This is a genomic window from Corynebacterium sp. ACRPS (genome assembly GCF_022346005.1).
In the GTDB taxonomy this organism is placed as follows: Bacteria; Actinomycetota; Actinomycetes; order Mycobacteriales; family Mycobacteriaceae; genus Corynebacterium.
Genome location: NZ_JAKRMY010000010.1, coordinates 89777 through 103589, shown reverse-complemented (window position 1 = coordinate 103589; position 13813 = coordinate 89777). Strand labels below are relative to the sequence as shown.

General features: G+C 58.8%; 14 protein-coding genes. 4 read left to right on the top strand and 10 right to left on the bottom strand.

Features of this window, described 5'->3' with window-relative positions; translation table 11 throughout:
- Nucleotides 1-45 precede the first annotated feature (45 nt).
- On the bottom strand, nt 46-261 hold the full coding sequence (locus tag MHX65_RS07490) for a DUF3046 domain-containing protein (RefSeq protein ID WP_023017347.1): 216 nt from the start codon (nt 259-261) through the stop codon (nt 46-48).
- 130 nt (nt 262-391) lie between these two features.
- Between MHX65_RS07490 and MHX65_RS07485 the strand changes: the two genes are divergently transcribed.
- Genes MHX65_RS07485 through MHX65_RS07475 form a run of 3 tightly spaced genes read left to right on the top strand, consistent with a single transcriptional unit; the run spans nt 392 to nt 2284 of the window.
- Entirely contained in the window at nt 392-955 is a 564-nt protein-coding gene (locus MHX65_RS07485) for a biotin transporter BioY (RefSeq protein ID WP_239269522.1), read from the top strand.
- Nucleotides 955-1647: an energy-coupling factor ABC transporter ATP-binding protein gene (locus MHX65_RS07480; protein WP_239269521.1), complete on the top strand. Its 693-nt coding sequence runs from the start codon at nt 955-957 to the stop codon at nt 1645-1647. The genes MHX65_RS07485 and MHX65_RS07480 overlap by 1 nt, the downstream gene beginning before the upstream one ends.
- 13 nt (nt 1648-1660) lie before the next feature.
- The gene (locus MHX65_RS07475) at nt 1661-2284 is read left to right on the top strand and encodes an energy-coupling factor transporter transmembrane component T family protein (RefSeq protein ID WP_255716860.1); all 624 of its coding nucleotides are present in this window, start codon (nt 1661-1663) and stop codon (nt 2282-2284) included.
- 124 nt (nt 2285-2408) lie between these two features.
- Here the strand turns inward: MHX65_RS07475 and MHX65_RS07470 are convergent, their stop codons facing one another.
- From MHX65_RS07470 to pgsA, 4 genes are all read right to left on the bottom strand, one after another.
- A complete protein-coding gene (locus tag MHX65_RS07470) occupies nt 2409-3266 on the bottom strand; it encodes a PspA/IM30 family protein (protein ID WP_126319241.1) in 858 nt (285 codons plus the stop codon).
- Between the two features lie 133 nt (nt 3267-3399).
- Nucleotides 3400-3777, bottom strand: a complete 378-nt coding sequence (locus MHX65_RS07465) for a helix-turn-helix domain-containing protein (protein WP_005278839.1) — start codon at nt 3775-3777, stop codon at nt 3400-3402.
- Between the two features lie 8 nt (nt 3778-3785).
- Entirely contained in the window at nt 3786-4301 is a 516-nt protein-coding gene (locus tag MHX65_RS07460; RefSeq protein ID WP_239269520.1) for a CinA family protein, read from the bottom strand.
- Between the two features lie 3 nt (nt 4302-4304).
- Nucleotides 4305-4889, bottom strand: a complete 585-nt coding sequence (gene pgsA, locus MHX65_RS07455; RefSeq protein WP_239269519.1) for a CDP-diacylglycerol--glycerol-3-phosphate 3-phosphatidyltransferase — start codon at nt 4887-4889, stop codon at nt 4305-4307.
- 59 nt (nt 4890-4948) lie between these two features.
- Here pgsA and MHX65_RS07450 point away from each other — a divergent pair, with 59 nt between their 5' ends.
- The gene (locus MHX65_RS07450) at nt 4949-5239 is read left to right on the top strand and encodes a YciI family protein (protein WP_239269518.1); all 291 of its coding nucleotides are present in this window, start codon (nt 4949-4951) and stop codon (nt 5237-5239) included.
- 10 nt (nt 5240-5249) lie between these two features.
- On the opposite strand, the gene MHX65_RS07445 is transcribed toward MHX65_RS07450, so the two are convergent.
- From MHX65_RS07445 to dapA, 5 genes are all read right to left on the bottom strand, one after another.
- The gene (locus MHX65_RS07445; RefSeq protein ID WP_023017338.1) at nt 5250-6371 is read right to left on the bottom strand and encodes a TerC family protein; all 1122 of its coding nucleotides are present in this window, start codon (nt 6369-6371) and stop codon (nt 5250-5252) included.
- 169 nt (nt 6372-6540) lie between these two features.
- Nucleotides 6541-9762 carry an FtsK/SpoIIIE family DNA translocase gene (locus MHX65_RS07440; protein WP_239269546.1) on the bottom strand — a complete coding sequence of 1074 codons (3222 nt, stop codon included), beginning with the start codon at nt 9760-9762 and terminating at the stop codon, nt 6541-6543.
- 272 nt (nt 9763-10034) lie between these two features.
- Nucleotides 10035-10673 (bottom strand): TIGR03085 family metal-binding protein, encoded by a 639-nt coding sequence (locus MHX65_RS07435; RefSeq protein ID WP_239269545.1) that lies wholly within the window; start codon nt 10671-10673, stop codon nt 10035-10037.
- A gap of 65 nt (nt 10674-10738) precedes the next feature.
- Nucleotides 10739-12895: a ribonuclease J gene (locus MHX65_RS07430; RefSeq protein WP_239269517.1), complete on the bottom strand. Its 2157-nt coding sequence runs from the start codon at nt 12893-12895 to the stop codon at nt 10739-10741.
- A 2-nt stretch (nt 12896-12897) separates the two neighbouring features.
- Nucleotides 12898-13806 (bottom strand): 4-hydroxy-tetrahydrodipicolinate synthase, encoded by a 909-nt coding sequence (gene dapA, locus MHX65_RS07425; protein ID WP_239269516.1) that lies wholly within the window; start codon nt 13804-13806, stop codon nt 12898-12900.
- Nucleotides 13807-13813: the final 7 nt, after the last annotated feature.

Genomic DNA, 13813 nt, shown 5'->3' with positions numbered 1-13813 from the left:
TTCGAATATCGAAAATAGACACACCTTTTCGGCTTTTCTGAGACCCTATAAGGATGGGTAATCTACGCCGAGACGGCGCTCTTGGGGAACATCGAAGTCATTGCACAGCCCTATCCAGACACGGCGGGGATCGACGCCACGTTCGATAAGCTCATCCGGCGTTCCATTAAGCTCTGATAAAACATGCGAATGGCTAATCCACGCCCCTTTTGATTCGCCAAATTCATCCACAACCAGTTGGTGGTACTCCGTCAATCGCATGCGCGCAATCCTACCCACCACCATGGAAATATTTCCAAAACTTTTACCAGGACCCCAGAATTAGCTTCCTTGAACGACGTTCAAATTGGTGTGTCTACAGCGTTTTTCTCCAAGGTGCTAATCTTTGTCCATGCAAAAGAACTCCGTGGCAACCACCATTGCCTATGTAGCGGTATTTACCGCCCTCGTTATCGTTTTAGCCTTCGTTTCTATCCCCGTAGGCACCGCCGGCGTGCCCATCGTCTTGCAAAACGCCGCGCTCATTTTGTCCGGCCTCATCTTGGGCGGAAAGCGCGGGGGCTACGTTGGCTTGCTATTCCTCTTTATCGGTTTGGCATTGCCCGTTTTGGCAGGCGGTGGCACCACGCTCCGCGCGCTTGCCGGCCCTACCGTGGGATACATCATCGGTTACGTACTCTCCCCTATCGCCGCCGGCGCCATTGCTTACCGCGCCCCACGCGGGAAGGGCGGGATGACCGTGGTACTCGCTATCGCAGCCATCGTTGGCCTTCTCGTGCAATACACCTGTGGCGCGATCGGCCTGATGCTTCGCTCCGGATTGGACGTCGGCCCGGCCATCGCAGCGCAAGGCCCATTCGTCCTCGTTGACACCGCAAAGCTCGTCGTGGCCGTTATCATTGCCGTTGGTGTTCACTCCGCATTCCCCGACCTGATGGGTAGGAAGGCCTCCTAGTGCCCACCATCGACTTTTCCTCGGTCACGGTAGCTTTTGATGAGACGGTGGTCCTCAATGACATCAACCTCACTTTAAGCGAGCAGCGGATCGGCGTCATCGGTCAAAATGGCGGCGGAAAGTCCACACTGACCCGGCTTATTAATGGCCTGGGTGAGCCCACCGCGGGTACCGTCACCGTCGACGGCATCAATCCCAGCGAGCAGGGCAAGAAAGTGCGCGAAAAGGTGGGTTTTGTCTTTTCCGATGCCGAAAATCAGATCGTCATGCCCAATGTACGCGATGACATCGCTTTTTCCCTGCGCCGCTTCAAGCTATCGAAGGATGAGCGCAATGCCCGAGTAGACGCCGCCTTGGAACGGTTCGGGCTCTTAGAATTTGCCGAGCGCTCCCCGCACACTCTTTCTGGTGGACAAAAGCAATTGCTCGCCTTAGCCGCAGTGCTGGTCATCGACCCAGTGCTCATCATCGCCGATGAACCAACGACGCTGCTTGATCTCCGCAATCGCGACCGCATCAAGCGCGAGTTCGCGCAGCTTGACCAGCAGCTCATCGTCGTTACTCACGATCTGGAATTCCTCACGGATTTTGACCGTGTCATTTGTATCGATGACCACAAGGTTGCCGCCGATGGCGCTCCCCAGGAGGTCATCGATTTTTACAGAGAACTCATGGCGCGGCGGCCACTCTAGAAAGCCACCTCTAATGACCCGACGCAGAACCAATATTCCGCTATCCGTATATGTTCCGGGCACGACGGTAATCCACCGGATGAAGCCCAGCTGGAAGATACTCATCTTGCTGGTATTTATCCTGGTTACCAGCATCTTTTTCAATACTCTGCCGTGGGCAGGCGGTGCGGTGATCGCCGCAGCGCTAACCTATGTCATCGCCCGCATCCCCCTACGAATTGCCTGGAGCCAACTCTGGCCGCCCCTGGTCATCCTCATTCCCCTTGCCGGTTTCCAATGGTGGGCGAAGGATTTTGACTACGCCGCGGTGATGTTCCTCAATATTTTGGCGGCCATGATTCTGGCCTTTTTGCTAACGCTCACTTCGACGGTCGACGCCATCATGGAGTCGCTGGAAGAATCCCTCCAGCCGCTGAATCGTTTCGGCGTCCCGGTAGAAAACATTAGCTTGGCGATGTCCCTGACTATCCGCCTCATCCCCCTCATGTTCGAAACGATCTACGAGGTTCTCGATGCCCGCAAGGCTCGCGGCGCTGGGTTCTCCCCCTCGGCCTTTGTCACGCCCGTCATCATTCGCTCCATTCGGCGCGCTCGGGCCATTGGCGAAGCCCTTCAGGCCCGCGGCGTCGGTGACTAAGAAAACTTAGGCACATACACTGATAGCGCGACAAAGCCTCCGACTTCCCCACCGCTCAACGCGGCAAAGGAAAGATCGGAGGCTATTTTTCAATTAGCGCTACGACAAGCGCGGGATGAGGAAGTTACTCTCCGCGCAGCTCTCGCAAGCGAGCCTGGACGGCATCATCATTCGAGGTCGGCTGCGCTGCCTGATCCGCAGCAGAGCCAGAGGCCTTATTGCCCTCGATGGCCTGGGTGCGGTTAGATTCTACGGACTTCGTGGAGTTCATCTCGCTACGGATCTGCTCCAAGCGGGAGTGGCCGGCCATCTGGATGCCCGCCTGCTGCACCTCGGCCATACGGTTTTCGACGGAATTTTCCGCCAACTCCGCTTGGCCCAGAGCCTTGGAGTAACGGCGCTCAATCTTATCGCGCACGGCATCGAGCGAAGGCGTGTTGCCGCCTGCAGAAAGCTCGTTCATGGAGTTCAAAGACTCGGAAACCTTTTCCTGCATCTTTGCCTGCTCCAGCTGCGATAGCAGCTTCGAACGCTCATCAACCTTCTGGCGCAGGGCTGCATTATTGCGTTCTACAGCGCGCTTAGCCTGCTCAGCCTGTTGCAATGCCTGGTCGTGGAGCTTCTTCGTGTCCTCCACAGACTCCTCTGCGGTCACCAACTGAGCGGCAAAGGCCTCGGCGGCGTTCTCGTACTCCACGGCCTTGTTTTCATCACCATTGGCGCGCGCCTTATCCGCAAGCTCGAGCGCCTGGCGGGTATTGCCCTGCAGCTTTTCGACCTCGGCTAGGCGACGGTTAAGTTGCATCTCCAGCTGGCGCTGATTGCCAATGACCGCCGCAGCTTGCTGCGAAAGCTCTTGGTGCTGACGTTGGGCATCTTCGATGGCCTGCTCAATCTGAATTTTCGGATCGGCATTCTCTTCGATTTTATTATCGAACAGTGCCATCAGGTACTTCCAACCCTTAACAAATGGATTCGCCATTATGCTCTAGACCTTTCTAAGGAATGTGGTAATGCGTCGCGTTGTCGTGTTCATAGTAACCCAACGCCTAGGGCTCTGCCGCTACTAATCGAAGGTATCCACCGCGGCAATTCTTTTCAGAATCGCGCACGCGTTAAAGCTCAGAAGCAGCCGGCGCGGTATGCGCGAGCTCTTCATCCATCGAGGGCAGCGCCATATAACCGGCAGCCTCGATCAGGACGTCCGACACCGATGCGTCGAGCGCGTGGCACACGGAGGCCAGTAACTCAGAAGAAACTTCCTTGCGGCCCCGCTCGAGCTCCGACAAGTAGCCCGGTGACACGCGGGCAACGCTAGCCAATTCGCGCAGGGTAACCGACTTGTCCGCGCGGAATGCACGCAGGGTCAGGCCCAATGCTTCACGCAGGAGTGGTTCTGGGGCGCGGGCAGGTTGTGGCGCCGATGGTGCCGCTGCCGCAGGTTCCGCGGCAGTCTGCGCCGAGTGGTCTAGGACTGCTGTAGAAATGTTCATCGTACGTTTTAACGCTCCTTCGATGAAATTTGTTCCCCACTGCTAGGAAAATTTTTGATGATCGCACCAAGTTGGGCGATTGCTGCTCCTACCGTGGCCTTTCTGATGTCGTTGCGTTCAGTGCCCAAGTCGCGCAAACAATAAGACTGCGCTATGCGGCCCGCGGAATAGATTCCTAAAAATACCGTGCCGGGATCTTTTCCTTCTTGTTTATCTGGCCCGGCAACGCCGGTAAGCCCTAAGCCCCAATCCGCCCCCGTTTCCGCAACTGCGGCGCGGGCCATATCGACTGCGGTTTCGCCAGAGACGACGCCTACGCGTTCGATCTCAGAGACTGGTTTATCCAAGAAGTGGGACTTTACCTCTGTGGCATAGGTAATAAGGCCGCCGCGCAAGACGGCCGATGCTCCAGGCACCGAAGCGATGGTAGCGCTGGCTAGGCCGGCAGTCAGCGACTCGCAAAAAGCCACGGTCTCGTGGCGCTCTGTTAATAAGGCAACGAGGTCAGATTTTGTGAAAGCCATTGTTTAACTATTTTGCTTTTGTCCATCGATGAGATACTGCACGCCGGTAATGACCGTTACCACGACGGCCATCCACATGATGAAGGAGGTAGGAATATCCATCCACGAGGGAAGCGGCCACAAATATAGGCCTACGGCAAAGGACTGCAGGACGGTCTTCAACTTGCCGCCTTTAGAGGCTGGGACGACTTTTCCGCGGCGCAGCAAGGCCATGCGCCAGATGGTAATGCCGAATTCCCGGATCAGAATAATGACGGTAACCCAAACCGAAAGCTGATCGACGATATTGAGACAGACAAGCGCTGTGGTCATGAGCGCTTTATCAGCAATGGGGTCGGCGATCTTGCCAAAATCGGTAATCAACCCGCGGGCGCGAGCAATATCGCCATCGAGCTTATCCGTGAGCATTAAGGCGGCGAAGACGCCAAAAGACCACCACTGGTGGCCGCCGATGACCAGCCATGCAAAGACCGGAATGAAAACGATACGCAGGCAGGTAAGGACATTTGGCAGATTCCAATTAGAGACCTGCGGATTCACATCCGAGGACTGCGCTGACTGTGCTCCGGGTTGATTCACCCTATACATACTACCCGCTTGGGTTATGGTCTCGCGGCACACTCCCCCGAAAATTTATACTGTCCGGTATGAAATATTTTGCAGTCAACTATGAATATAACCCGGCCAACCCAGAGATAGCGAAGGTCCGCCCGGCCCACCGCGAGTTCACCGGGAAACTATTTGATGAGGGCACCATCGTGGCCTCGGGACCGTTCACGGATTCCCAAGGAGGCGCGCTCATCGTCGTGCGCTTTGACGATGATGGCACCGAGGTCGCCGATGTCATCCAGCTGATGAACGATGATCCCTTCTATCAAGAAGGCTGCCTCCAGGGCCGCAGCTTCCGCGAGTGGAACCCGGTTAAAGCCCGCTTCTAGGCTCTCCCCCCTAGTTGGGTAGGTCTTCCTTGGACAGATCCTCGGCCCTGCCCAGGTAATCGCCGCGCGTATTGCGTACGATCTTATTTCCTTCCTCATCCCAGTCGTAGTGGTTGTGGGATACGGCCACTACGCCTTGGGTTTTATCGCGCATGTTCTTAATAACCGATGCAAGAACCGTGATGACCAAGACTCCAACAATGACCACCAGCGAGCCGATGGTGGAGATTTCCGGCACGGATTCGATATTGTCGCCGCCATTGATAAACGGCAGGTTATTCTCGTGCAACGCGTGGAAGAGCAGCTTGACACCGATGAAGCCCAGGATGATGCCCAGGCCGTAAGGCAGGTAGACGAGGCGGTCCAAGAGGCCATCGATAAGAAAGTACATTTGGCGCAGGCCCATCAGCGCGAATGCGTTGGTGGTAAAGACCAAAAACGCCTCTGAGGTAATGCCGTAGATTGCCGGAATGGAATCGAAGGCAAACATGACATCGATAAGCCCAATGGATACCAGCGCGACGAATAGCGGCGTGAAGGCGAACTTGCCCTTCTTCGAGCCATCGTCCACGCGGTGGGTGAGCTTATCCCCGTGGTACTGCGGGGTGACATCTACCGCCTTGCGCACGAGCTTGATGATGGCCATATCGTTCGGGTTGGTCTCCGGCGCATCCCGAATCTCATCGATGACCAACTTGATGGCGGTATACAGCAGGAAGATGGCAAAGAGGTAGAAGATATCAGACCACGCCGCGATGACCGCCGCACCCAGCAAAATGAATACGAGGCGGAAGACGAGGGCGATGATGATACCGATGAGCAGCACCTTTTGCTGGTACTTGCGCGGGATTTTAAAGGATCCCATGATAAGCGCAAATACGAAGAGGTTATCCACGGAAAGCGCCTGCTCTGTGACATAACCGGTAAAGAATTGGATGCCGTGCTCATGGCCCCATACGGCCCAGACAACGCCGCCAAAAACTAAGGCGACGGCAATGTAGAACAAGGTCCACAGGCCCGACTCTTTCAGGGTGGGCTCATGTGGACTGCGCACGTGAGAATAAAAGTCGAATATAAAAAAGGCTAGAATCACCGCACCGGTGACCAGCCACACCCACAATGGAACGTTCATCGCGAGATCCCTCCGGTCGAATTTACTTTAAGAAAGTGACCGGAGGTCTCCCCCGCCCAGCGGATATTCCTCGCTGGGCCGACACGACCGGGAGCGCACAGCTACCGTGTTGACGATCTATGCCGAATGTGGGGTACTCCCCTCCAAGACCGTAACCATCTTACACTACTTAGAAGGCCCCGGATGATGGGTTATAGGTCGCTTGCACCGTCCGCGTATCGGAATCGGGGGAGTCGGGGGCATCGGAAAGAGCGGAATCTGCGGAATCGCCGCCATCATCGTCTTCTTCCTGGTTCATCTCGTCCTGGATTTCCTTGGGGGCATCGGCAGGGTCGGCGCCCTTAATCATCCACAGGATGGTATCGAGCTCTTCCGGCTTGACCAGCACCTCGCGCGCCTTGGAGCCTTCCGATGGCCCGACGACGCCGCGCGATTCCATCAGGTCCATCAGGCGGCCCGCCTTGGCAAAACCGATGCGCAGCTTACGCTGCAGCATTGAGGTGGAACCCAGCTGAGCGGTGACCACCAGCTCGACGGCCTCGAGGAGATCATCCATGTCCTTGCCAATGTCATCGTCGATCTCCTTCTTCGCCTCGGACTGCTTTTCCTCGGTCACGCCCTCGGTATAGTTCGGGGCGGCCTGGGATTTAGCGGCCTCAACCACATCCATGACCTCGTCATCGGAAACGAAGGCACCTTGCATGCGCACTGGGCGCTTGCCCTGCGGGATAAATAGACCATCACCCATGCCAATGAGCTTTTCCGCACCGCCTTGGTCCAAGATAACGCGGGAGTCGGTCAAGGACGAGGTGGCAAAGGCCAAGCGGGAAGGCACGTTGGTCTTGATAAGGCCGGTAACCACATCGACGGACGGGCGCTGAGTAGCAAGCACCAAGTGGATGCCGGCGGCGCGGGCCTTCTGGGTGATGCGGACGATGGAGTCCTCGATCTCCTTCGGGGCGGTCATCATCAAGTCCGCCAGCTCGTCGACGACGCAGACGATATAAGGATACGGACGAACCTCGCGCTCGGAACCTGCCGGTGCCTGGTACTCGCCGGAGACAACCTTGCGGTTATAGTCCTCGATCTTGCGCACGCGCGCGGCCTTCATATCCATGTACCGCTGCTCCATCTCTTCTACCAGCCACTGGAGGGCCGCGGCGGCCTTCTTCGGCTGGGTAATGATGGGCGTAATCAGGTGCGGGATGCCCTCATACGGCGTGAGCTCGACCATCTTTGGGTCGACGAGGATCAGGCGTACCTGCTCCGGGGTGGCGCGGGTAAGCAGCGAGACCAGCATGGAGTTCACGAACGCGGACTTACCGGAACCGGTAGCGCCGGCAACCAGCAAGTGCGGCATCTTCTGCACGGAAAAGGACGTATATTCGCCCTCGATATCCTTGCCCAGGCCAATCAACATTGGGTCCGGGGAAGACGTCATGCTGGGCGCGTCCAAGACCTCGCGCAGGTGGACCATTTCGCGGTCCGGGTTAGGCACCTCAATACCCACCGCGGACTTGCCCGGAATCGGCGTGAGCAAACGCAGGTTATCGGTAGCCACGGCATAGGCCAGGTTGGACTGCAGGTTCGTAATCTTCGAAACCTTCACGCCTGGTCCAAGCTCAATCTCATAGCGTGTCACCGTGGGGCCACGGCTAAAGCCCGTCACTTGAGCATTGACGTTGAACTCTTCGAAGACATCGGTAATGGCCTCGATGATGCGGTCATTGATCTCGGTGCGTTCCTTCGCAGGCGTGCCTGGGGTCAGCAGATCGGTAGAGGGCACCGCATAGTTGTCGTTGCCAAATTGCGCAGGCGCGGGGGCTTGGGGCTGTGCGGCAGGCTGTTCCGCCCCCGCGGTGGATTCCACCTGTGCGCCGGTGGCCGCATCGCGCCCAGAACGCTCGCGGAATAGGCGCCGGGCCTCCTCGTGCGCCGAAGAGACAGCATCGGAACCGGCCTTGGCGGCACCAGCGGCAGCGGCTCCGGCGGCAGCTCCAGCACCAGCGCCCTTGGCCTTGCCGGCTGCACCTGCGGCACCAGCCACACCAGAAGCAGCGGCAGCACCGGCGCCAGCGGCCCCAGCGGCTCCAGCACCAGCGCCGCGGCCAGCCCGCGACTTGCGGCCGGTGGAAGAACCACCGGTGGCAGAACCCAAGACGCGGGTGGGCTCGCTTTCTGGCAGGGCCTGTTGGGTGGATTCGGAAGCCTCTGCGTAGTCAGCGTCGTCTACTGCCGGGAAGGCATCGGTATCCCCCATTTGGGAGTCCGAGCCGTAGCTCAACTCTTCGTCGTTGCGGTCCACCGGCTCATAGCCCGCGCGGACCGGGGTGTTGAAGGCGACGGTGTGGTCGTCCTCGGGGGCATCGGCAAGCGATTGCACCGGATAGGGGCTGCCAGTCTTGCGCGGAGTGGACGTGCTGCGGCGCTTCGGGGCGGGGCGCTCGGAACGCTCGCGGCCGTGCGCAATATCGTCGATATCGCCAGACACGTGGCCGTAGAGATCGTCATCCTCGTCCGCATCATCGTAATCTGCATCGCTGCCGCCAAAGCGGGAAAAGGCCGAGCGCAGCGAATCCGCCACGAGCTCATAGGCCTCGCGGATGGTGATACCGGTGACCAGCAGCGCGCCGTAAATGATGACGAGGAAGAGCAAGGGTACTGCAACATACGAGGTAAACGCGGCATCGAGAATCCCGCCGATGGCAAAGCCAACAATACCGCCGGCCCCGCCCGCGGTATCGGTGGTAAACCCAAGCGGCGGATTGCCGGCAAAGATGTGGATGAGGCTCAGCATCGCCAGCACGATAATCGTCGTGCCGCCCGCAATACGCGGATTAATGCGCCCGGATGGACCATCCATTTCCATCATGAGCGAAATGGCCAGCGCGACGAGCGCAATGGGAAGTACCCACGCGCCGGCGCCGATGACGTAGCGCACCAGGTTGCCTACCCAGGCGCCCACCTGGCCGGCAACGCCAAACCACACGGTGGCGGCGAGGACGATGGATACGCCGATGAGCACCAGGGCAACCGCATCCGGATTATTGACTCGCAACCCGCCCTGCGGGGAAGCCGCCTCCTCCTCGGCAGCCTGTGCCTCCTCTTCGGCTGCGATATCGCGCGCGCGAGTTACCTTGCTTTTCTTCTTTTTTCCGGCGCTATCAGAAATTTTCTGTGGCTCCCTTGCTCTCTCGAAATCCTCCGTGCCGTCAGCAGTTACATCCTGGCTCGGCTTCAGGCCCGCAAGGCCATTGCCTAGGCCGCGGGCAACATTGCCCATTCCGCGCGCGGTGGCACCAAAAGCGGAGCCAAGCCCCTTGCCGACGGCCCTAAATGCACTCCCCGTACGCTCTTGCGTCGTTCCTGCCGCGCGCCCAGACGAGGTCATCTCCAGCGTCTCTGGCACACCGGCGCTGGACTGGCTGCGACCAGATGGCCGCGACCTGTTCGCTTTCCGGCCAGGCGCGCTTTTCGATGCTCGCGTCTGGTTCCGGCGCGATCCGCGAGAGGAGGCATTTTTGGCAGACATGTCATTTACCTTAACCGGAAAACCCCACAAATCACATACGCCACACGCTTGGCAGTGCTAGTTGGCCGGAAATTATCCCGCGTCCGGACCAAAAAGGCGCAGCATGGGCCACAAAATCGACTTTATCTAGCCTACAGGGTTGACATCTTGATGGCTGACTCGTCGCCATTGATGGTGACCTGCACGACATCGCGCCCGTACGCCCACAGCAGGAGTTCGCCGACCTCCCCGCTTACGCGGACCACGCGATCGCCGCGATCGGCTACCCCGTGCTTATCTGCCACGACGATGCGCGGCATCCCGTCCGGCTGCAGGATCACCGGCTGGGTGGATTTACGCAGGCTCAATTTGGCCCAGATCTTCAAAAAACGGTGCAGCTTCTTCTGCACGGCGACAGAGAAATCGCGGGGTTCGGTCTGGCCATTGGCGCGACGGATATCCTCGTGGTGGATAAAATGTTCGCCCAAATTTTGCTGGGCATCGAGAAAACGTGCGGGGTTGAACTTTGCTGGTCCCCTCCCCCAGGCATCGACAAGCTCATCGAAATCGCGGCGGGCAACCTTGGCGGATTCCTTTTCCAGGTGGGGCTGCAGGACCGAAAGGAACATGCCCGCTGCGGCATCGGGACGGTTTTCGCGCACCCACAGGTGGGCAACTAAGTCGCGCGTGGTCCAGCCTTCACACAGCGTGGGGGCGTCTGGACCTAGCTGATGCAAAAGCGCGACCATCTTGGCGCGTTCGGAAGATGAAAACGACATGTGCCCCAGCATACCGAGGTCATCGAAATGCTGGGGCACAGAAACTATGCCGGAATTAAATCCTTTTGTAGGAGAACCTACAGGGACTCGCGGCTGGCGTCGACATCGGCGTCATCGGCAAGCAGCGTGCCTGAATTCGTCGGCACGATGGTGGGCAAAATAACCGGCTCGCGCTTGTACTTGGAATCCATGAGCTTGGAGACCTTGCGGCGCAGCTTTTGCACCATCCGGTAGGTGTCATTCTCGCCCTCTGCGGCGAGATCGTTCATGGTGTTTTCCACCATCTCCGCAACCTCGGGCACAACGCCGCGGTCATCATCGGAGAAACCGGTGGTTGCCACGGTTGGGTGCTCGAGCAGGCGGGAGGTGCGGTTATCAATCACGCAGGTAATGGATACCACGCCGCCGGCGCCCAGGTTGGTGCGGTCTGCCAAGGTATCGGCATCGACATCGCCCATGGACACTCCATCGACGTAGAGGTGGCCAACCTGCAGCTGGCCGACAACCTCCGCGCGGCCCTTGCGCAGATCTACCACGACACCGTTTTGCGCCAAGACCGTCCGGTCGCGGGCCACACCGGTGGAAATCGCCAATTCCTTATTGGCACGCAGGTGGCGCCACTCGCCGTGGACCGGCATGGCATTGCGCGGGCGCGCCGCGTTGTACAGGAAGAGCAGCTCGCCGGAGTAGCCGTGGCCGGAAGCGTGGACCTTGACGTCCTGGTTGGTAATGACGTTGGCACCGATCTGGGACAGCATATTGATAACGCCGAATACGGCCTCTTCGTTGCCCGGGATGAGCGAGGAGGAGAAGATGATGGTATCGCCATCGCGCACCGTGATCTGGCGGTGCTCGCGGCGGGCCATGCGGGACAGCGCGGCCATCGGCTCACCCTGCGTACCAGTGGTAATGAGCATGGTCTTGTGCGGAGCCATCTTCGCGGCCTCGTCGATGGGGATGATGGTACCGCGCGGGACCTTCAAAAAGCCCATCTTTTCCGCGATTTCCATATTGCGCATCATCGAACGGCCATTGAAGGCCACCTTGCGGCCATTGGCCACGGCAGCGTCGATGGCGGCCTGCACGCGGTAGACGTTCGAGGCGAAGGAAGCCAAGATGACGCGCTGCTTCGCATTAGCCACCAAGCGCTTGAAGTTGGCCGGGATATCGCCCTCGGAGGCGGATACACCCGGCACGGTGGCGTTGGTGGAATCGCACAGCATGAGGTCGACGCCCTCGTCGCCGTAACGAGACAGCGCCGGAAGGTCGGTCGGGCGATTATCCAACGGGGTCTGGTCAAGCTTGATATCACCGGTGTGGATGATATTGCCTGCCGGGGTGCCCAGCATGATGCCGAGCGCATCCGGCACGGAGTGGTTGACCGCCCAGAAGCGAACGCGGAAGCAACCGTAGGTCACGTCAGACTTCTCGTTGACCTCGACGAACTTCGGCTTCTGGCGGTGTTCCTTACACTTGGCCGCAATAAGCGCGATGGTGAAACGGGAAGCCACGATGGGGATATCCGGGCGCAGCTTCAGCAGCCACGGGATGGCACCGATGTGGTCTTCGTGGGCGTGGGTGACCACGAGGGCCTTGACCTTGTCGATCTTCTTCTCAATCGGCCCGAAGTCCGGCAGGATGAGGTCCACGCCAGGCTCGCCAGACGATGGGAAGAGCACGCCGCAGTCAATGATGAGCAGCTCATCGCCGTACTCAAAGACGGTCATGTTGCGGCCGATTTCGGAGATACCGCCCAAGGCGTAGATGCGCAGCGTATCCTTCGCCTGCTTTGGCGGTTCCGGCAGGCGCTTGGTCAAATCAGCACCCTGCATGGACTTCGGCACGTTGCGGCGGCCGCGGTTATTGTTATTGCGGCCACGGCCCTTGCCGTTGCCGTTCTTTCCGTTGCCACCGTTGTTGTTCTTATTATTGCCACCGTGGCCATTGCCGCCGTGGTTATTTCCCTGGCCATTGCCATTATCGCCGTTTCCACCACGGCCACGGCCGCGGCCGCCACGGGAACGCGAGCGGCGGCCGTTGTTATCGCCGTCGTTCTTGTTATCGGCAGAGTTATTCTTGCCAGAGTTGCCCTGGTCTTCATTTCCGGCAGTGCCGGCGTTATTTGCAGGGGCCTGAAATACGGGCGAAGCCGCCTCATTGGAGGCGGTCTCAGTTTCCGAAGGTGGACCCGCCTTGCGGGTGACCTTGCGGGAACGGTTACGGGGTTCAGTCATTCTTAAAGGACTCCAGATTGTTCCAAATCACGGCGAAGTACCTCGCGTTCCTCCTCGCTCGCGGCGGTAACAGGAAGGCGGGGATCGCCAACTTCAAAGCCCTGCAGGCGCAGAGCTTCCTTTGCAAATGTCGCTCCGCCCAACCGCGCCTGAGCGCGGGTCAGTGGAAGAAGCGTTGAGTAATTTATTTCTTGCGCGCGGGCCAAATCGCCCGCATCGAAAGCTTCATAGAGTTCTACCAAGGCACGCGGCGCAGCGTGCCCGATGACGGAGATGAAACCCGAAGCACCGAGGGATAGCCACGGCAGGTTAATCGGATCGTCACCGGAGTACCACGCCAAGTCGGTTTCTTGGATGAGTTCTGCGGCCGCGGAAAGATCGCCCTTAGCGTCCTTCACGGCTTGGATAGTCGGCAATTCCGTAAGGCGGCGGAGCGTATCCGACGCCACTGGGATGCCCGAGCGGCCAGGGATGTCATAGACGCAAATCGGCAGATCCGTAGAATCAGCAACTGCGGCAAAATGCTCGTAGACGCCCTTTTGGGAGGGCTTGGAGTAATACGGAGTCACAACGAGCAAGCTATCGGCTCCTGCGGCGGCGGAAGCTTGGGCAACCTCAATCGAGGTTGCGGTGTTATTCGTTCCGGCGCCCGCACAGATCCGGACGCGGTCTCCCACTTCCTCTTTTACGGCCTTGAGCAGCTCCAACTTTTCGTCCAAGGACGTGGTAGGAGACTCGCCCGTCGTTCCACCCAAGATGAGTGAATCCACGCCGTTGTCTACGAGATGAGCTGCCAGGCGGCGACCCGCTTCTACATCCAGCGCACCGTCACGATCAAACGGAGTGACCATGGCGACGCCAATGCGACCGAAGGTGTCAACGCCAGTCTTTGCTGTCATACCTGTGCTCATAGCCGTC

Bases quoted from the DNA above. Each gene is read 5' to 3' on its own strand.
- MHX65_RS07490 (WP_023017347.1), bottom strand. From the start codon at position 261: ATGCGATTGACGGAGTACCACCAACTGGTTGTGGATGAATTTGGCGAA.
- MHX65_RS07485 (WP_239269522.1), top strand. From the start codon at position 392: ATGCAAAAGAACTCCGTGGCAACCACCATTGCCTATGTAGCGGTATTT.
- MHX65_RS07475 (WP_255716860.1), top strand. From the start codon at position 1,661: ATGACCCGACGCAGAACCAATATTCCGCTATCCGTATATGTTCCGGGC.
- MHX65_RS07470 (WP_126319241.1), bottom strand. From the start codon at position 3,266: ATGGCGAATCCATTTGTTAAGGGTTGGAAGTACCTGATGGCACTGTTC.
- MHX65_RS07465 (WP_005278839.1), bottom strand. From the start codon at position 3,777: ATGAACATTTCTACAGCAGTCCTAGACCACTCGGCGCAGACTGCCGCG.
- MHX65_RS07460 (WP_239269520.1), bottom strand. From the start codon at position 4,301: ATGGCTTTCACAAAATCTGACCTCGTTGCCTTATTAACAGAGCGCCAC.
- pgsA (WP_239269519.1), bottom strand. From the start codon at position 4,889: ATGTATAGGGTGAATCAACCCGGAGCACAGTCAGCGCAGTCCTCGGAT.
- MHX65_RS07450 (WP_239269518.1), top strand. From the start codon at position 4,949: ATGAAATATTTTGCAGTCAACTATGAATATAACCCGGCCAACCCAGAG.
- MHX65_RS07445 (WP_023017338.1), bottom strand. From the start codon at position 6,371: ATGAACGTTCCATTGTGGGTGTGGCTGGTCACCGGTGCGGTGATTCTA.
- MHX65_RS07440 (WP_239269546.1), bottom strand. From the start codon at position 9,762: ATGACCTCGTCTGGGCGCGCGGCAGGAACGACGCAAGAGCGTACGGGG.
- MHX65_RS07435 (WP_239269545.1), bottom strand. From the start codon at position 10,673: ATGCTGGGGCACATGTCGTTTTCATCTTCCGAACGCGCCAAGATGGTC.
- MHX65_RS07430 (WP_239269517.1), bottom strand. From the start codon at position 12,895: ATGACTGAACCCCGTAACCGTTCCCGCAAGGTCACCCGCAAGGCGGGT.
- dapA (WP_239269516.1), bottom strand. From the start codon at position 13,806: ATGAGCACAGGTATGACAGCAAAGACTGGCGTTGACACCTTCGGTCGC.